Origin of the sequence: Pseudomonas sp. R3-57, from assembly GCF_051132065.1 — a bacterium.
In the GTDB taxonomy this organism is placed as follows: Bacteria; Pseudomonadota; Gammaproteobacteria; order Pseudomonadales; family Pseudomonadaceae; genus Aquipseudomonas.
Map to the genome: position 1 here is coordinate 2,896,047 of NZ_CP071655.1, position 18,223 is coordinate 2,914,269.

General features: G+C 61.0%; 17 protein-coding genes. 12 read left to right on the top strand and 5 right to left on the bottom strand.

Going from position 1 to position 18,223, the window contains the following annotated elements:
* Positions 1 to 269: 269 nt before the first annotated feature.
* A complete protein-coding gene (locus tag J3P93_RS13140) occupies positions 270 to 1,100 on the top strand; it encodes an undecaprenyl-diphosphate phosphatase (RefSeq protein WP_434598034.1) in 831 nt (276 codons plus the stop codon).
* Complete coding sequence (locus J3P93_RS13145) at positions 1,097 to 1,525, top strand: DUF1294 domain-containing protein (protein WP_434598036.1); 429 nt, start codon at positions 1,097 to 1,099, stop codon at positions 1,523 to 1,525. The genes J3P93_RS13140 and J3P93_RS13145 overlap by 4 nt, the downstream gene beginning before the upstream one ends.
* Positions 1,526 to 1,641: 116 nt before the next feature.
* Here J3P93_RS13145 and J3P93_RS13150 read toward each other — a convergent pair whose 3' ends face one another.
* Together J3P93_RS13150 and J3P93_RS13155 are read right to left on the bottom strand one after the other, a co-directional pair.
* A complete protein-coding gene (locus J3P93_RS13150) occupies positions 1,642 to 2,001 on the bottom strand; it encodes an MmcQ/YjbR family DNA-binding protein (protein WP_434598038.1) in 360 nt (119 codons plus the stop codon).
* The gene (locus J3P93_RS13155) at positions 1,998 to 2,906 is read right to left on the bottom strand and encodes a LysR substrate-binding domain-containing protein (protein WP_203418170.1); all 909 of its coding nucleotides are present in this window, start codon (positions 2,904 to 2,906) and stop codon (positions 1,998 to 2,000) included. The genes J3P93_RS13150 and J3P93_RS13155 overlap by 4 nt, the downstream gene beginning before the upstream one ends.
* Positions 2,907 to 3,033: 127 nt before the next feature.
* On the opposite strand from J3P93_RS13155, the gene J3P93_RS13160 reads away from it, so the two are divergent.
* Both J3P93_RS13160 and J3P93_RS13165 read left to right on the top strand, forming a co-directional pair.
* Complete coding sequence (locus J3P93_RS13160) at positions 3,034 to 3,645, top strand: FMN-dependent NADH-azoreductase (RefSeq protein WP_434598041.1); 612 nt, start codon at positions 3,034 to 3,036, stop codon at positions 3,643 to 3,645.
* 201 nt (positions 3,646 to 3,846) lie between these two features.
* Positions 3,847 to 4,884, top strand: a complete 1,038-nt coding sequence (locus tag J3P93_RS13165; RefSeq protein ID WP_434598043.1) for an alpha/beta hydrolase family protein — start codon at positions 3,847 to 3,849, stop codon at positions 4,882 to 4,884.
* Positions 4,885 to 5,005: 121 nt separating this feature from the next.
* On the opposite strand, the gene J3P93_RS13170 is transcribed toward J3P93_RS13165, so the two are convergent.
* The 3 genes from J3P93_RS13170 to galE form a co-directional block, all read right to left on the bottom strand.
* Positions 5,006 to 6,193 (bottom strand): MFS transporter, encoded by a 1,188-nt coding sequence (locus J3P93_RS13170; protein WP_434598045.1) that lies wholly within the window; start codon positions 6,191 to 6,193, stop codon positions 5,006 to 5,008.
* A 408-nt stretch (positions 6,194 to 6,601) separates the two neighbouring features.
* The gene (locus J3P93_RS13175) at positions 6,602 to 8,188 is read right to left on the bottom strand and encodes an ABC-F family ATPase (protein WP_090283621.1); all 1,587 of its coding nucleotides are present in this window, start codon (positions 8,186 to 8,188) and stop codon (positions 6,602 to 6,604) included.
* A gap of 282 nt (positions 8,189 to 8,470) precedes the next feature.
* Complete coding sequence (galE, locus tag J3P93_RS13180) at positions 8,471 to 9,496, bottom strand: UDP-glucose 4-epimerase GalE (protein ID WP_434598047.1); 1,026 nt, start codon at positions 9,494 to 9,496, stop codon at positions 8,471 to 8,473.
* A gap of 292 nt (positions 9,497 to 9,788) precedes the next feature.
* Between galE and J3P93_RS13185 the strand changes: the two genes are divergently transcribed.
* The 8 genes from J3P93_RS13185 to J3P93_RS13220 all read left to right on the top strand — a co-directional run bounded on the left by J3P93_RS13185 (position 9,789) and on the right by J3P93_RS13220 (position 18,217).
* Positions 9,789 to 10,958 (top strand): glycosyltransferase family 1 protein, encoded by a 1,170-nt coding sequence (locus J3P93_RS13185; protein ID WP_434598049.1) that lies wholly within the window; start codon positions 9,789 to 9,791, stop codon positions 10,956 to 10,958.
* Complete coding sequence (glf, locus tag J3P93_RS13190; protein ID WP_434598051.1) at positions 10,946 to 12,136, top strand: UDP-galactopyranose mutase; 1,191 nt, start codon at positions 10,946 to 10,948, stop codon at positions 12,134 to 12,136. The genes J3P93_RS13185 and glf overlap by 13 nt, the downstream gene beginning before the upstream one ends.
* Positions 12,136 to 13,311 (top strand): beta-glucosidase, encoded by a 1,176-nt coding sequence (locus J3P93_RS13195; protein WP_434598053.1) that lies wholly within the window; start codon positions 12,136 to 12,138, stop codon positions 13,309 to 13,311. Before glf ends, J3P93_RS13195 begins: the two co-directional genes overlap by 1 nt.
* A complete protein-coding gene (locus tag J3P93_RS13200) occupies positions 13,308 to 15,068 on the top strand; it encodes an ABC transporter ATP-binding protein (protein ID WP_434598055.1) in 1,761 nt (586 codons plus the stop codon). Before J3P93_RS13195 ends, J3P93_RS13200 begins: the two co-directional genes overlap by 4 nt.
* A gap of 263 nt (positions 15,069 to 15,331) precedes the next feature.
* Positions 15,332 to 16,507: a hypothetical protein gene (locus tag J3P93_RS13205; protein WP_090283611.1), complete on the top strand. Its 1,176-nt coding sequence runs from the start codon at positions 15,332 to 15,334 to the stop codon at positions 16,505 to 16,507.
* On the top strand, positions 16,504 to 17,229 hold the full coding sequence (locus J3P93_RS13210; protein WP_090283610.1) for a DUF892 family protein: 726 nt from the start codon (positions 16,504 to 16,506) through the stop codon (positions 17,227 to 17,229). The genes J3P93_RS13205 and J3P93_RS13210 overlap by 4 nt, the downstream gene beginning before the upstream one ends.
* Positions 17,230 to 17,295: 66 nt before the next feature.
* Positions 17,296 to 17,757, top strand: a complete 462-nt coding sequence (locus J3P93_RS13215; protein ID WP_434598527.1) for a hypothetical protein — start codon at positions 17,296 to 17,298, stop codon at positions 17,755 to 17,757.
* A gap of 34 nt (positions 17,758 to 17,791) precedes the next feature.
* On the top strand, positions 17,792 to 18,217 hold the full coding sequence (locus tag J3P93_RS13220) for an HPF/RaiA family ribosome-associated protein (protein ID WP_090283609.1): 426 nt from the start codon (positions 17,792 to 17,794) through the stop codon (positions 18,215 to 18,217).
* Positions 18,218 to 18,223 lie beyond the last annotated feature (6 nt).

The window sequence follows — 18,223 nt, forward strand, 5'->3', positions numbered from 1 at the left end:
TTGACCGCCAGCATCCAGCCACGATAACGCGGGCGGGCATAGGCGACCCAAGTCGTATAACGCGGCAGCGCTATTAAGGCTTGTCTGTTAGGATTTCGGCCCCGCGCGTGAAAACCTGAATCCATTTTGAAGTTTCACGGAATTTTTACCGTTTCGTGTGGATTCTGTGCGCGCGGAATCGGCACAGCCATAAACAGCTACGCTGATCGCAGTGAACGTAAAAAAATACTATCGGGGCATGCCGGTGCGCATCGCTCTTTGGGGGATTGATGGATCTTTGGACGGCCTTGCAGGCACTGATACTAGGAGTTGTAGAAGGGCTGACGGAGTTTTTGCCCATTTCCAGTACGGGACACCAGATCATCGTTGCCGACTTGCTCGATTTCGGCGGCGAACGGGCCATGGCGTTCAATATCATCATCCAGCTCGGCGCGATTCTCGCGGTGGTCTGGGAGTTTCGCCGCAAGATTCTCGACGTGGTCATCGGTCTGCCGACCCAGCCGAGCGCACGGCGCTTTACCGCCAACCTGCTGATCGCCTTCCTGCCGGCAGTGGTGCTGGGGGTGATTTTTGCCGACCTGATCCACGAATACCTGTTCAACCCGATCACGGTCGCGGCCGCGCTGGTGGTGGGCGGGGTGATCATGCTCTGGACAGAGAAGCGTCAGCACGAGGTGCACGCCGAAACGGTCGACGAGATCACCTGGAAGGACGCGCTGAAAGTCGGCTTCGCCCAGTGCCTGGCGATGATCCCCGGCACCTCGCGCTCCGGCTCGACGATCATTGGCGGCCTGCTGTTCGGCCTGTCGCGCAAGACCGCCACTGAATTTTCGTTCTTCCTGGCGATGCCAACCATGGTCGGCGCGGCGGTCTACTCGGGTTATAAATATCGCGAATTGTTTGTACCGGCAGATTTCCCGGTGTTTGCCATCGGTTTCGTCACCGCGTTCATCTTCGCCATGATCGCCGTGCGCGGCCTGCTCAAGTTCATTGCCAGCCACAGCTACGCGGCGTTCGCCTGGTACCGGATCGTGTTCGGTCTGGTGATTCTGGCGACCTGGCAGTTCGGCTGGGTCGACTGGGCGGCAGCCAAGCCATGAACGATTCCCGCGCACGCCGCACCGAATGTCGGCCCTCGGGCGGCGCGATTCAGCATCTGAAATTCAAATTGCTGGTGCTGCTGGTGGTGTGCGTGTTGCCGCTGTTCGGTTCCGTGTCGATGTGGCTGCGCGGGATTTCCCTGGTGCCGCTGGCGGCGTACGGGATTGTCAGCGTGCTGGCGTTCTTCATGTACTGGGCCGACAAGCGCAAGGCCCGCACCGATGCCTGGCGCACCCCGGAAAACATCCTCCACACCGTGGAACTGGCCGGCGGCTGGCCGGGCGCACTGATCGCCCAGCAAGTGTTCCGGCACAAGACGCGCAAGGTGTCGTTCCAGCTTCTGTTCTGGGTGATCGTCGTGCTGCATCAGGTGTTCTGGATCGACCAGCTGTTCCTCGGCTCGAACCTGCTGACACTGTCTTAAGACCACCTCCGCCCCCTGTAGGAGTGAGCCTGCTCGCGATAGCGGTCTATCTGTTGAAAATGTAGCGGCTGACACACCGCTATCGCGAGCAGGCTCACTCCTACAGGGGATTGGGATTAAAGCAGCAATCCGATCTGGGTCTTTTTCGGCAACTTGCCCACCACCAGTTGATGCGAGCGCTGCAACAGCCCCTGCAACTCCTCGGCGCCCAGCGGGTAGGGCGGGTGCATGATGATCCACTGCGCCCGCGCCAGATACGGTGCCGGGTGAATGCCGGGGCGGTCGCAATGGCCGAGGAACAGATCCTTGTCGACCTTGAAAGCCAATGAGTCGCCACGCAGTCCCTGCAAGGCAAACATCTTGTTACCGGCAATCGAAAACACGCGCACGCCGCCCCACTTGTAATCTTCCCGAGCGCCCGGCAATGCCAGGCAGAACGCCGCCGCTTCGGCTTCGCTCATTTTTCCCTTGCTCATAGCGGTCGCTCCCCACAGGCATTAAACGATTCGACCAGATGATCGATCCACGCACGCACCGCCGGCATCACCCCGCGCCGATGCGGATACACTGCTTGCAGCCAGCCGCCGGGCAGTGACCACTGCGGCAGCATCTGCACCAGCGTGCCGTTGCGCAGCTCTTCTTCGCAATACATCATCGGCAGCAGGGTGAAACCCTGCCCGGCCAGCACACAAGCCTTGCGCACAATAAAGTCATCGATGCCCAGACGCGCCTCCATGTTCAGCTCGAAACTCTTGCCCTGGGCGTCGAGCAAGCGCACATGGACCAGACGATCAGCCTCAAGCGCACCAAGCACCGGCAGGTTCTTCAGGTCCTGCGGATGATTGACCAGGTGGTCCGCGACAAACGCCGGGCTGGCGACCACGACCATCTGCGCCTGACGCAGACGCCGGGTGACCAGCAATGGATCTTCATCACCATGCTCGCGCACGCGCAGCGCCACATCGAAACCTTCGCCGACCAGATCGACACGGCGATTGAGCAGCACCACTTCCAGTTGCACCTGCGGAAATTTGCCGAGGAATTCGCTGATGACCCACGGCAGCATCTCCCGCGCCAGCCCGGTCGGGCAGGACACCCGCAAACGACCGCGCGGTTCGCTGGACATGCTCGCCACGGCCTCATCCGCCATTTCGGCTTCCAGCAACATCGCCTGACAGTGGCGCAAGTAGCGCTCGCCGACGGCCGTCAGGTTGAGCTGGCGGGTGGTGCGTTGCAGCAGTCGCGCGCCAAGGCGTTCTTCCAGTTCGGCAATGCGCCGCGACAGCCGTGATTTGGGAATGCCCAGCAAACGCCCTGCCGCAGCGAACCCACCGGCCTCGACAACTTTAGCGAAATAGTAGAGATCGTTGAGGTCTTGCATTCGAGTCACCCGACTGTTCTATCAATAGGACAAACTATCGCATTGCAGGCGGCTAATCATCCATTGGTTTCTTGCGTAGGATTGTCTCCATTGCGTCGCAACTGGCGATCACTTAAGGAGTATCCACATGAAACTGCTGCATATCGATTCGAGCATCCTGGGCGACAACTCGGCATCCCGTCAGCTGAGCAGCCAGGTCGTCAAAGCCTGGCAGGCCGCTGAGCCGAGCGCAGTGGTGACTTACCGTGATCTGGCGGCTGACGCGATCAGCCACTTTTCCTCGACTACCTTGGTCGCCGCTGGCACCACCGCTGAACTGCGTGACGCCGCGCAACAGCACGAAGCCGAATTGAGCGCCAGCACCCTGGCCGAGTTCATCGCTGCCGACGCCGTGGTGATTGCCGCGCCGATGTACAACTTCACCGTGCCGACCCAACTCAAGGCGTGGATCGACCGCGTTGCCGTCGCCGGTCAGACTTTCCGTTACACCGAAGCCGGCCCTGAAGGCCTGTGCGGTGGCAAGAAAGTGGTGATCGTTTCCACCTCCGGTGGCATCCATGCAGGTCAGGCCAGCGGCATCGCTCACGAAGAATATCTGAAGCTGGTGTTGGGCTTCCTCGGCATCACCGACATCGAAATCGTTCGCGCTGAAGGTCTGGCTTACGGCGAAGAAGTGCGCAACAACGCCATGGCCGCAGCCCAGGCGAAGATCAGCGAGCAACTGTTCGCCGCCGCGTAAGGCTTGCGTAAAGAACAGCTACGGTTCAGGCAGCACTCAAAAAACTTTGTATTCTGGTTCCGCAAGGGGCGAATACGGAGTTTTTTGTTTCTGCCTGTTACATAATCTGGCCCGGGTTATGCAGTTGATCGCTCAGCGTTCGCGCGCCGATCCACGCAGGCAGCGAATCACCGGATTCAGTCAAAACAGGGTGGGGCATCCATGGTGCGTCTTTGTGCAGTGTTACTGATAGGCCTGCTGGTCAGCCTCGATTCAGTGCAGGCTGCGCCCGGACGACACCCCGTGTGGAGCGTCGGCTACCACGAAATGACCTTTCTCGATCCGCTGGATCTGCAACCGATGCGCGCAATTGCGTTTTATCCCTCCAGCGACCGCGAACACCAGAGCCTGCTCGAGGGCTATTCGGTTGAGGCGGGTAAAGACACCAAAGTCGCCATCGGCCGTTTTCCGATGCTCATGCTCTCGCACGGCAACACCGGCACACCGCTGGCCTTGCACGATCTCGCGACCTCGCTGGCGCGCAAGGGTTTTGTGGTGGTCGCAGTGATTCACCCCGGCGATAACTCCAAGGATCACAGCCGCCTCGGTACCCTGAGCAATCTCTACGGGCGGCCGATCCAGATTTCCCAAGCGATCACCGCGACACTTGGCGACGGCATGCTCGCGCCTTATGTGAATGCCGAACAGGTCGGCGTGATCGGTTATTCGGCGGGCGGCGAGACCGCGTTGATCCTCTCCGGCGCGCAACCGGATCTGGATCGCCTGCGTCGCTATTGCCAGGAACGCCCGGACGATCACGACGCCTGTAACACTCAGGGTGAATTGATCGTCGATCGCGATGATCTGCAACCGGTGCCCGACCCGCGTGTCCACGCCTTGCTGCTGATGGCGCCGCTGAGCCTGAAGTTCGGCCGGCACACCCTGGCCGATGTGCACGTGCCGGTGCTGCTCTACAGCGGCGACGGCGACAAACTGGTGGCCTTCGACAAGAACGCCGCCGCATTGGCGCGCAAACTGCCGACCGCGCCGGACTTCAAATTATTGGCCGGGGCAGGGCATTTCGTGTTCCTGGCGCCGTGCAATGAAGAGCAGATCCGCGCGATGCCGGCGCTGTGCACCGATGCCGATGGTGTCGACCGCGAGGACATCCACCGCAACCTGATCTCCGAGGCCGGCCGCTTCTTCTCCCATGCGCTGGGCAAACCGACACGGGCGGGGATGCAGACTGCCGATCAATGAACCGTCGCAGATCCCTTGTAGGAGTGAGCCTGCTCGCGATAGCGGTGTATCAGGTAAGAAGATGTCGACTGACACTCCGCTATCGCGAGCAGGCTCACTCCTACAGGGGACCGCGTCAGGTTCAGGTTGTTGTCCGGCGCTTGAGCAGCAACGTCAGCCCCAAGCCGATCACCGACAACATCGCAGCACTGAAGAATATCCACCCATAGCCAAGATTCAACGCCACCGCGCCCATCAACGGCCCGGCAATCGCCAGCGCCAGATCGAAAAACACCGCATACGCCCCCAGCCCCGATCCACGGCTGGAACTGGGCACTTGCTTGATCGCCTCGACACCCAGCGCCGGGTACACCAGCGACAGGCCAAACCCCGCCAGCCCGGCGCCGATCAAGGCGAACGCGGTGGACGGCGCCAGCCACAACAACACCAGGCCCAGGGTTTCGACGCTCATGCAGGCGATGGCCGAGGTGAAGCCGCCAAAACGCGCAATCGCCGAAATGAACAGCAGCCGCGACAGGATGAAACACACGCCGAACACCGTCAGGCAGTACGCTGCGCCGGTCCAGCCACGATCCAGGTAATAAAGGGTGATGAAGGTGGTCAGCGTGCCGTAGCCGATCGAGGCCAGTGTCAGGCTGGTGCCGTAAGGTGCGATTCGCCCGAACACCGCCCAGAACGGCAAGCGTTCGCCGCGAATCACCGGCACCGAGGGTTTGTTGCGAATCAGCAGCAGCGCGCCGGCCGCCAGTGCAGCCAAGGCAATGCCAAGGCTGGTGAAACCGTAATCGGCGACCATCACCACACCCAGCGGCGCGCCGATGGCGATGGCACCGTACGAGGCGATGCCGTTCCAGCCGATGGATTTCGCCGTGTGCTCGACGCCGACCGCGCCCATGCACCAACTGATCGTGCCCACACCGATCAAGCCTTGCGCCACGCCGAGCAGCAAGCGACCGATGATCAGAATGATCAGGCTGGTCAGGGCAAAATCCTGCAGCAACGTCGAAACCAGCGTCAGCACACCACTGAGCACAATGCCCCACAAACCGTAAATGATCGCCCGCTTGGTCCCGAGGGTATCCGACATGCGCCCGGCCATCGGCCGGCTGAGCAGGGTGGCCAGGTACTGCGAACCAATCACCAGCCCGGCAATCACCGCGCTGAAACCCAGTTGCTCATGCACGTAAGCGGGCAACACCGCGATCGGCAGGCCGATACAGAGGAAGGCAATGAAGGTATAGAAGACGATGGAGACGATCTTCAGCGTGATCGCCAGGGAGCTTTGCGGGGGTTGAGGCTGTGCAGACATGTGAACTCGATCGCGGGCGGCGGTGGGAGCGTTGCCGTCATCATGGCGCGGGCATGGATGAAAAGAAAGCAGGCTAACGACTTCACCGATGAGTGCGGTGGTGCTGAGGCCGCCTTCGCGAGCAGGCTCGCTCCCACATTTAAAATGCGATGATCGTTCCCACGCTCCGCGTGGTAACGCCGCCATGGACGCTCTGCGTCTGCTTTGGGACGCGGAGCGTCCCGGGCTGCATTCCCACGCGGAGCGTGGGAACGATCATGGCAGGTAGAACGCGTTCAAAATGTGGGAGCGAGCCTGCTCGCGAAGGTCCCCGCACCAACTGATCACTCGGCATCAAATTGCAAAAAGCCCCGTCACCAGGGACAGGGCTTTAGCTTGTAGCTTGCAGCTAATAACTCACAGCTGCGTTTAGAAAACGACGCCCTGGCTACGTAGGTAATCATCGTAAGTGCCGCTGAAGTCGGTCACGCCATCCGGGCTCAGCTCGATGATGCGCGTGGCCAGCGACGAGACGAACTCGCGGTCGTGGCTGACGAAGATCAGCGTGCCCGGGTAGTTTTCCAGCGCCAGGTTCAGCGCTTCGATCGATTCCATGTCGAGGTGGTTGGTCGGTTCGTCCATGATCAGCACGTTCGGCTTTTGCAGGATCAGCTTGCCGAACAGCATGCGGCCTTGCTCACCACCGGAAATCACCTTGACCGACTTGAGGATCTCGTCGTTGGAGAACAGCATCCGGCCCAGCGTGCCACGGATCATCTGCTCGCCTTGAGTCCACTGGCCCATCCAGTCGAACAGGGTCACGTCGTCTTCGAAATCGTGCGCGTGGTCCTGAGCGTAGTAGCCCAGTTCCGCGGCGTCGGTCCACTTGACGGTACCGGCATCCGGGGTCAGCTCGTTGACCAGGGTGCGCAGCAGGGTGGTTTTACCGATACCGTTCGGGCCGATGATCGCCACGCGCTCGCCGGCTTCAACCTGGAAGCTGAAATCCTTGAACAGCGGCTTGCCGTCGAAACCCTTGGCCATTTTCTCGACCATGACTGCCTGACGGTGCAGCTTCTTGTTCTGTTCGAAACGAATGAACGGGCTGACGCGGCTCGAAGGCTTGACCTCGGCCAGCTGGATCTTGTCGATCGCCTTGGCGCGGGACGTGGCCTGCTTGGCTTTCGAGGCGTTGGCCGAGAAGCGGCTGACGAACGATTGCAGCTCGGAAATCTGCGCTTTCTTCTTGGCGTTGTCCGACAGCAGTTGCTCGCGGGACTGGGTCGCCACGGTCATGTACTCGTCGTAGTTGCCCGGGAACAGACGCAGCTCGCCGTAATCCAGGTCAGCCATGTGCGTGCACACGCTGTTCAGGAAGTGCCGGTCGTGGGAGATGATGATCATCAGGCTGTTGCGCTGGGTGAGGATGTTTTCCAGCCAGCGAATGGTGTTGATGTCCAGGTGGTTGGTCGGTTCGTCGAGCAACAGCACTTCTGGATCGGAGAACAGCGCCTGCGCCAGCAATACGCGCAGTTTCCAGCCTGGCGAAACTTCGCTCATCGGACCGAAATGCTGTTCCAGCGGAATGCCCAGACCCAGCAGCAGTTCACCGGCACGGGATTCGGCGGTGTAGCCGTCCATTTCGGCGAACTCGGTTTCCAGCTCGGCGACGGCCATGCCGTCTTCTTCGGTCATTTCCGCCATCGAATAGATGCGGTCGCGCTCGGCCTTGACCTTCCACAGCTCTTCGTGGCCCATGATCACGGTGTCGATCACGGTGAATTCTTCGTAAGCGAACTGATCCTGGCGCAGCTTGCCCAGACGCACGTTCGGTTCGAGCATGACCTGACCGCCGGACGGGTCGAGGTCGCCGCCGAGGATTTTCATGAAGGTCGACTTGCCGCAACCGTTGGCGCCGATCAGACCGTAGCGATTGCCCGCGCCGAACTTGACCGAAACGTTTTCGAAGAGCGGCTTGGCGCCGAACTGCATCGTGATGTTAGCTGTGGAGATCAATTACCTTACCTATCAATGGTTTGGAGCGGGTCATGTGTGCCTGATACCGACTTGATACCAACCTGGAGCTTTGCCGGCTCCGCCCGATCCGAGCTTGAGTTGCGCCAACGCGCATGCTTCGCCAGCAACCATTGGCCGGGGTGGCCAGGCTGCTGAGCGATGCATGCGGGGGTCATATGTTGGACATTGCGCGCATTGTCGCATAATCAACAAGGCAGTTGTATGGCGACGCGACCAGCCAACGCACATTGCTGTGATCTGCTTTGGCGGGTGCTGCAGGTTTCAATTGGCCTCTCTGATCCACTCGGTTTCAAGTTGACTGCATTGCCATCGCCACGCATCGGTCAGCATGTCTTGCAAAGACCGGCTGGCCCGCCAGCCGAGTTCGTCAGCGGCTTTTTGCGGATCGGCCCAGCAACAGGTGACATCGCCCGGCCGCCGGCCCTTGAACTGCAGCGCAATCGGTACGCCGCTGACCTGTTCGAAAGCCTTGACCAGCTCCAGCACCGAGTAGCCTCGTCCGGTGCCCAGGTTCCAGATGTTCACACCGCTGCGCTCGCGCAATGCGTCGAGCGCGCAAAGGTGTCCCTGCGCCAGGTCGACGATATGAATGTAGTCGCGCACCCCGGTGCCATCCGCTGTCGGGTAGTCGTTGCCGAACACCGAGAGGTATTCACGTTGCCCGCTGGCAACTTGAAGCAGAAAGGGCAAGAGATTGTTCGGCATGTTCAGCGGCGCTTCGCCCAGCAAGCCGGAAGGGTGGGCACCGATCGGGTTGAAGTAGCGCAGCAGGCCTATCGACCAGCGTGGGTCGGAGCTGGCAACACTCTGCATGATGTTTTCCGCCATCAGCTTCGACATGCCATAAGGATTGGTCGGCTGCCCGGTGGCGCAGGACTCGTTGATCGGCATCGTGCTGCAATCGCCATACACCGTGGCCGATGAGCTGAACACCAACGTGAAAACCCCGGCCTGCGCCATCGCCTGACACAAGGTCAGGCTGCCGCCGACATTGTTGTCGTAGTAACGCAACGGCTCGTGCACGCTCTCGCCGACCGCTTTCAACCCGGCGCAATGCACCACGGCATCGATCGGATAGTCGCGCAGCAGCGTGTCGAGCAAACGCCGGTTGCGCACATCGCCCTGAATGAATCCCGGTCGCCGCCCGGCCAGCGTGCTGATGCGCTCGATCGCCGAGCGCTGGCTGTTGCACAGGTTGTCCAGAATCAGCACGTCCTCGTTCCTGGCCAGCAATTCCAGCGCGACATGCGCCCCGATGTAGCCCGCACCACCCGTTATCAGAATCATGCGCCCGCCCTCGATCATTTCGTTTTTCGATGCATCAGCCGCGCTCGCAGTGATGCCTGTTGAAAGGTAGGGAGCATTTTCCGGGCGGAGTTCAAGCCGGTTTGCCAGCCGGTATGTGCAGTTCATCGGCTGCGATTATTGTTCGTGTGAACGCCTCATGAACGCCACGTTTCCAACGATCAAGAGCCGTACGGACTCATCGAGAGACGCCGGACACCTGCTGTTTCACAGGTGTTACGGCCCGATGGCTCGACCCTGAGTCGTCTTTCTTTCTCTTGATAAGGACCTTGCCATGAACCTTGCCGAACAACCCGGACAGTCGCCGATTCTGAATGCGCAAAAGCTCGTCGAGCTGGCGCCGCAAATCCGCCCCACGCTGGTGTGCCTATCGCATCTGCGCTGGGGTTTTGTTTTTCAGCGGCCGCAGCATGTGATGTCGCGCCTGGCACAAAACTACGATGTGATTTTTTTTGAAGAGCCAGTGGTCTCCGCTGGCGAGAGTCCCTGGCTGGAAACCTCGACGCCCGCCGCAGGCATACAAGTGGCGGTCCCGCATGTGCCCGAAGGCCTCGATCACGAAGCCGTGGTGTCAGCGCAACGCGCGTTGCTCGACCAACTGCTTGCCGGGCGTGAGCAGGGCGATCTGCTGCTCTGGTACTTCACCCCGATGAGCCTGGCGTTTACCGATCACCTCGATGCCCAAGTCACGATCTACGACTGCATGGACGAGCTGTCGGCGTTCATGGGCGCGCCGGCGCAACTGATCGACATGGAGCGCTTGCTGATGGGGCGGGCGGATGTGGTGTTCACCGGCGGCGTCAGTCTGTGGGAGGTCAAGCAGCGCCAGCATGGCAACGCTTATCCGGTGCCGAGCAGCGTCGATATCGCGCACTTCGCAGTGGCGCGCGAGGATGTGCCGGAACCATCGGATCAGGCCTCGATCGCACGGCCACGCCTGGGTTTTTTTGGTGTCATCGATGAGCGCTTCGATATCGATCTGATCGAACAGGTCGCGCAGCAACGTGCCGATTGGCAAATCGTGCTGGTCGGGCCGGTGGTCAAGATCGATCCGCAGACGCTGCCACGCCGGCCGAACATTCATTACCTGGGCGCCAAGCAATACGACGAACTGCCGGCCTGTCTCAGCGGTTGGGACGTGGCGCTGATGCCGTTCGCCCTCAATGCCTCCACTCGTTTTATCAGCCCGACCAAGACCCCGGAATATCTCGCTGGCGGCTGTCCGGTGGTGTCGACGCCGATCCACGATGTGATCAGCGGCTACGGGGAGAGCGGGGCGGTGTTCATTGCCGATACGGCCGATGCTTTCATCGAAGCGATCGAGCGCGCGCTGCCGCTCAAAGGCACCGATGAATTCGTACAGCGCGCCGACGCCGCGATCGCGGGCATGTCGTGGGACAACACTTGCCGCTTCATGAAGGAGCAGATCGAATGCCTCAGATAACCCTTGAAGCGGCCAGATCCGGCCCGTCCAGTCAGACCGACAGTGGGGTCTATGACTATTTGATCGTCGGCGCCGGGTTTGCCGGCAGTGTCATCGCCGAACGCTTGGCCGACGGCCTCGGCCGCCGCGTGCTGCTGATCGATCGGCGCGACCATATCGCCGGCAATGCATACGACCATTACGATGCCGCGGGCGTATTGGTGCACCGCTACGGTCCGCACATTTTTCACACCAACGCGCAGCGCATCGTCGATTACCTGTCGCGTTTTACCGAGTGGCGTCCTTACGAGCACCGAGTGCTGGCCAGGGTTGACGGACAGTTGGTGCCGATCCCGATCAACCTGACTACGCTCAATGCGCTCTACGGTTTGTCGATGAACTCGGTCGAGGCGGAACAGTTTCTGGCCGAGCGCGCCGAACCGGTGGCGACCATTCGCACCTCCGAAGACGTAGTGGTCAACCAGATCGGCCGTGAGCTGTATGAAAAATTCTTTCGCGGCTACACGCGAAAACAGTGGGGGCTCGATCCATCGGCGCTGGACAAATCGGTGACCTCGCGGGTGCCGACGCGCACCAACGAAGACGACCGCTACTTCACCGACACTTTCCAGATCATGCCGCTGCACGGTTACACGCAAATGTTCGAACGGATGCTCGAACACCCGCGAATCGATCTGTTGCTGAGCACGGACTTCAAGCACGTGCGCGATGTGGTGAAGTACCGGCATGTCATTTACTGCGGGCCGATCGATGAGTACTTCGACTTTCAGTTGGGGCGTTTGCCGTACCGCTCCTTGCGCTTCGAGCATCAGACGCTGGAGCAGGAGCGCTATCAACCGGTCGCCGTGGTGAATTTTCCCGACCCCGAGGTGCCGTACACGCGGATCACCGAGTACAAGCATCTCACCGGCCAGACGCACCCGAGCACCAGCATCAGCTATGAGTTTCCCTGTGACGACGGCGACCCGTATTACCCGGTGCCGCGCCCGGAAAATGCCGAACTGTACAAGCGCTACCGGGCGCTCGCCGAGCAAACCCCGAACGTGACGTTTCTCGGGCGGCTGGGCACTTACAAGTACTACAACATGGACCAGGTCGTCGGGCAGGCGTTGGCGTTGTACCGCGATATAGAAGCGCAGAGCCAGACGCTACCCGCCGAAGCGAGGCTGGATGCCTGATGACCGCGCAGCCGAAGGGTGACGGACTCGAGCCCGCTGCGCTGTTCGACAGCTTTGTGATGGCCGGTTACGAATGTTCCAGCCAGCGCCGCCGCGATGGCCGACGGCTGGATCTGCTCGGCAGCACCGGCCACGCGCAGTGGGCAGCCAAGGACTACCGGCAACTGGCCGATCTGCGCATCCGCTGCGCACGGGACGGGTTGCGCTGGCATCTGATCGAACGCAGCCCCGGCCGATATGACTGGGGCAGTTTTCTGCCGATGCTCAAAGCGGCGCAAGGCGCGCAGCTGCAAGTGGTCTGGGACTTGTGCCATTACGGCTATCCGGATGATCTGGATATCTGGCAGCCGGCGTTTGTCGAGCGCTTCGCCCGTTTTGCCGGTGCCGTGGCGCGACTGATGAGCGATGAAGGGGTGAGCGTGCCTTGTTATTCGCCGATCAATGAAATCTCCTTCTGGAGTTGGGCCGGCGGTGATGTCGGCTATTTCAACCCCGGTGCTCACGGGCGCGGCCAAGAGCTCAAACATCAGTTGGTTCGAGCGAGCATCGCGGCGATCGAGGCGATTCGCGAACAGGCGCCGGCCGCGCGTTTCGTCCAGTGCGATCCGTTGATCAACGTCATCTCCGGCTCGCGGCGCAGCGACGAGCTGGAAAACGCCGAGCGATATCGCCTGGCGCAGTTCGAAGCCTGGGATTTGCTGGCCGGGCGGCAATGGCCCGGACTGGGCGGGCAGGAACATTACCTGGACATCATCGGTGCGAACTTTTACCCGCATAACCAGTGGTTTTTCGAAGGGGCGCGAATCCAGCGCGGTGAACGCGATTACCGACCGCTGGCCGGCATGCTCAAAGAACTGCATCAGCGTTATCAGCGACCGCTGCTGATCTCGGAGACCGGGGCGGAGGACACCGAGCGCGTGCCGTGGCTGCGCTATATCGTCGAGCAGGTGCAAATTGCTCTCGCGCGAGGCGTGCCGGTGCAGGGCATTTGCTGGTATCCGTTTCTTGATTATCCCGGCTGGGATGACGACCGTTACTGTCCGACCGGTGTTTTCGGCTACCCCGATGGCGAGGGCGAGCGCGCAGGGTTCCATCCGTTATGTGTTGAGCTTGCGCAAGTGCCCGAGCGCATCGGCGAGCACCGGCAAAGGGCTGATGAGCGGTGGCAACGATGAATTTCCAGCATTTGCGTGATGAACCATTGCCGGCCTCGGCGAGTGCCTTCTTGTGGCGTTATGTCAGGGTGCGGCCATTTCACTTCAGCACCATGTTGTCGCTGGTGGTCGGCGCGGCGTGCTGCGCGGTGGCGGTGCAGTACGGCATGAAACTGCTGGTCGATGCGATGGCCGGTGAGTCACAGGCCGGGCAAGTGTGGCGCGCGTTCAGCCTGTTCATCGCGCTGATCGTGCTGGAAAACGTGTTGTGGCGACTCGGCGGCTGGGTCGGTTGCTACACCGTGGTCGGCAGTTGTGCCGATCTGCGCGTGGATCTGTTTCATCACCTGACCGGCCACCCGATGCGCTATTTCAAGCGGCACTTCAGCGGCTCGCTGGCCAACCGGGTGGCGGCGGCCGGTGGCGCCGCCGATGTCGTCTATGGCGGCCTGGCGTGGCGCATCGTGCCGCCCTGCGTGGATTTTCTCGGCGCGGTGGTGGTGCTGTTTTCTGTTCGCGACTCGATGGCGCTGGCACTGATCGTCTGCGTGTTGCTGGTGGCGGCGTTGCTGACGATGGTCGGGGTGCGTGGCAGGCACCGGCATATCGCATTCGCTTCGCAGTCGGCACGGGTCGGCGGCGAGATCGTCGATCTGGTCTCCAATGTCTGGACCATCAAGGCGTTTTCCGGACGCGAGCGTGAACGTCAGCGGTTGGAGCGCGAGATCGGCATCGAGGCCGCTGCCCATCGACACAGCTGGATCTATCTGGAAAAGGCTCGGGTGCTGCACGATGTCTGCCTGTCGATCATGGCCGGGGCCATGCTGGGCTGGGCCATCCTGTTATGGCGGCAGGGCCAGGTGACGGCGGGCGATGTGGTGATGGTCAGCGCGCTGACCTTTCGCATTCTTCACGGTTCGCGCGATCTGGCCTTGGCGCTGGTCGACGCCAGCCAGCAAATGGGCGTGATTGCCGAAACCCTGAGCATCATCGCGCAACCCCACGAACTCAGCGACACGCCGGAGGAACTGGCACCAACGCGCGGCGGCATCAAACTGCTCGACGTGAGCTATGCCTATCCGGACGGTTGTCAGGTGTTCAAGCATCTGTTTCTGGAAATTCCGCCGGGGCAGAGTGTTGGCATCGCCGGCACCTCGGGTTCCGGCAAATCGACCTTGCTCAGCCTGTTGCAACGTCTGGATGACGTGCAAAGCGGTGTGATCCTCATTGATGACCGGGATATTCGTTCGGTCAGCCAGGACAGCCTGCGTCGGCAGATCGCCGTCGTGCCGCAGGAGCCTGCGTTGTTCAATCGCAGCATTCTGGAAAACATCGGCTACGGCCAGCCCCACGCCACCGAGGAGCAAATCATCGACGCCGCCCGGCAGGCGTTCTGCGATGAGTTCGTGCAGGCCTTACCCGAGGGTTACCACACGCTGGTCGGAGAACGCGGCGTCACGCTTTCCGGCGGCCAGCGTCAGCGCCTCGGGCTGGCGCGCGCCTTTCTCAAGAACGCGCCGATCCTGATTCTGGACGAGGCCACCTCGGCGCTGGATTCCGATTCCGAGGCGATTATCCAGCGCGCGTTAGCCAACCTTATGCGCGGCAGAACGGTGCTCGCCGTAGCGCACCGGCTCTCGACCATTGCCGGCTTCGACCGCGTGCTGGTGCTGGAACAGGGCGAGATCGTGCAAGACGGCCCGCCGGATGAATTGCGCCTGCGCCAGGGCCGTTTTCGCACGCTTTGGCAGATGCAGGCGATGCTGCATGAGCGTTGAGCATTGTGCGGGTTTTGCCAGCCTCGCTGCGCTTGATGTCTGAGCGCGGTACTGCGCCGCTCATCGGGTTTTAGCGCAAGTAAATCGATGTTTTTCCTCGCTCTTATGGTCATCTCCATGAGACCGCAAGCCTTTCAATACGGCCGTTGCGCTGTAGAACGCTATCCGTCGAAACACAGGAATGGCCGCATGACTGGCGCAGTCGATTTTTCACAGCGTGCCTCGCGAGGCGTTGCGTGTTGACTGATTGAGGAGAGCAACAGATGACAAAAATTGACAACCTGCTGGACAACAAAGGCACGCCGTTGGACAAGCAGACGTTTACCTGGCGCGAGCTGGCCGGCAAACCGATCAGCAAGCTCGATGACGATGCGTTTACCCGTGTGCGGGTGATTTTGATGAACGGGGTGGAGTCCGACGCGCTGCGACTCAAGCACTTTGGCGCACGCTTTCACAAGGAACTGCAACTGCCGCTCGCACAGATTCGCCGCGCCGAGCAGCACCAGATGACTTCGATCAACTGGCTGCTTTCGGCGGATCATTCGCCACTGGAAACCACGGTGGCCTATGAACAGGTGGCGATCGAGGTGACCGCTGCCGTCGCGCAGAACGAGCCCGATCCGTATCAGGCACAGACCTACCGGTTTGGCCTGCTCGAAGACTTCGATCATTTGTATCGCTACGCCGCTATGCTCGATCGGCTCGAAGGCAAGGACGCCAACAACATCCTCCAGGGCTACACCGATCTGGTGCCCGGTCGGCCGACCAGCGAGCATCACCGCGCCCCCGGTGACGACCTGCGCGACAACTACGAAAAAGACAACGCCGCGCTGATCACCAAGATCCACGCGGCGCTGATCACCGGCGCCGAATACCAGACCCACGATTACTACATGAACATCGGCCCGCTGTTTGCCGATCCGGTAGCCCGCGCGCTGTATGCCGAGATCGCCTCAGTCGAAGAACAGCACGTCACCCAGTACGGCTCGTTGCAGGACCCTGCCGAAACGTTCATGGAGAAGTGGCTGGTCCACGAAGCGATGGAGGTCTACACCTACGCCAGTTGCGCCGAGCAGGAAGAAAACCCACGCCTCAAAGCGCTGTGGGAGCGCTACGTCGACTACGAACTGGGGCACCTCAACCTGGCCTGCGAACTGTTCAAGAAATACGAACGACGCGACCCCGCCGAAGTGCTCGCCGGGCCATTGCCACGGATGATCGAATTCAAGAGCCAGCGCGATTTCGTCCGCGAAACCCTGTCGCGGGAAGTCGACCTGCGCGCGCATGGCATCGACTACGTGCCCAAGGAGCGCGAAGCACGACCTTCCCTTGATTACCGCGCGCAACTCAACAGCGAAGGCGTGCCCGCCAACATCGCCTCGGCCGGCTACACCTTCAAACCGGGCACGGAACTCAACGAAGTGGGAGAACAGCAATGAGCGAACCTCAAGTCACCATCGGCACCAATCGCACCGGCATTCAGACCTCGCCGCAGGACACCGCTCGCCAATTGGAAGCGACGCGCATGTTCCCGGCCGATGTCCCGGGCGACATGAGCGACTACACCGCTGAACGTGAACGGGCGATTCGCGAGGCTGACCTGATCGGCTCGGTGCCGGCGCCGGGCACCACCAAGGGCATGCTCAAGACTGCGCTGGACAAAACCATCGGCAAGGCTCCAGAAGTGCTGATCGACAAACTCGGCGAACGCCTGGCCTTCGAACGCACCGGCGTGCGCCTGTATGAGGCGATGGTCGCCAAGGCCACCTCGGCGCCCGGTGCCGATCCGGCGCTGGTCGACACGTTGCGGCAGATCCAGGCCGAAGAACTCGAGCACATGAATATCGTGCGCGAAGCCATCGAAACCCTCGGCGGCGATCCCACCGCCATGACGCCGTGCGCGGACGTGGCCGGCGTCAAGGCGATGGGCGTGCTGCAGGTGCTAACCGACCCGCGCACCACGGTGTCGCAGTCGATGAGTGCGATTCTGACCATTGAGCTTGAAGACAACGCCGCCTGGGAATTGCTGATCGAGCTGGCACAGAAGGGCGGTCATCCGTTGATCGCCAAGCGCTTCAAACATGCGCTGGAGCAAGAAGAAACCCACTTGGCCACGGTCCGCGAGTTCATCCGCAAAGACCTGCTCGCGCAAGTGAGCTGAGCGAAGTGCAATGCGTGGTTTACCTTGCCTGGCGAGGTAAACAACCGACCCGAGAAGGACACCATCGTGAGTGAGACCGATCTTGAAATGGAACTGAAAGCGTGGCGTCTGTTGCTGGAGGACGACGCTTATCGGCTGGATTTTCCCGAGGATTATCACCACACGCTGATCCAGCGTGCCGACGAATTGCTGCTGCACGAATGGATCACTCGGGACGACTGGCAACTACTGAAGAACGCTGCCGATCAAGCCCGGGAATTCACTCTCGAGAGCCTTGCGCGCGAACAGCGCGATTGCCTGAAAACCTCGTTGCTGCAGTTCCCGAGGGGGCACGAAAAGCGACAGCTTGAGCAACCGCCGCACGCGGCAGCTACCCATGGGAGCGTCATCATGACTGAAGAAAAGAACGATCAACCCAATAAACCGAACAACCAACCGAACGACACCGCGCCAGCGCATTCCACCGAGCAGGAGCGCGAGCGCTTGAAAGACTTCAACAAGGACGGCATCCCGCCGGGAAGCTGCTGATCACCCTCAAGCCCAGCGCACGGAGTATTTCACCATGCAAGTACAAGTAGACAGCAACCATATCGAAGGCAGCGCCGAACTGCAGGAATGGGTGGGCAGCACGGTGGTCGACGAGCTGGATCGCTATACCTCGTTTCTGACCCGGCTCGAGATTCATGTCGGCGACGTCAATGCGCAGAAGGCCGGCGCGCAAGACAAGCGCTGCCAGATCGAAGCGCACCCCAAAGGGCACAGTTCGCTGTCGGCCAGCCACCATGCCGAGAGTCTGGAACTGGCCGTCGCCGGCGCGGCGAAAAAGATCGCCCATGCGCTGGAGCATCTGGTGGGGCGCTTGTCACCGCGCGTCGAATCGACCGGACGCCTCACGGCGCCGCCGGTCCGCGAGGATTCCCCAGCGGAAATCGACGCCATGCTCGAAGACGAGTTTCTCGCCAAACAAGCTGACCTGGAGAAAGAGTAAGGAGTG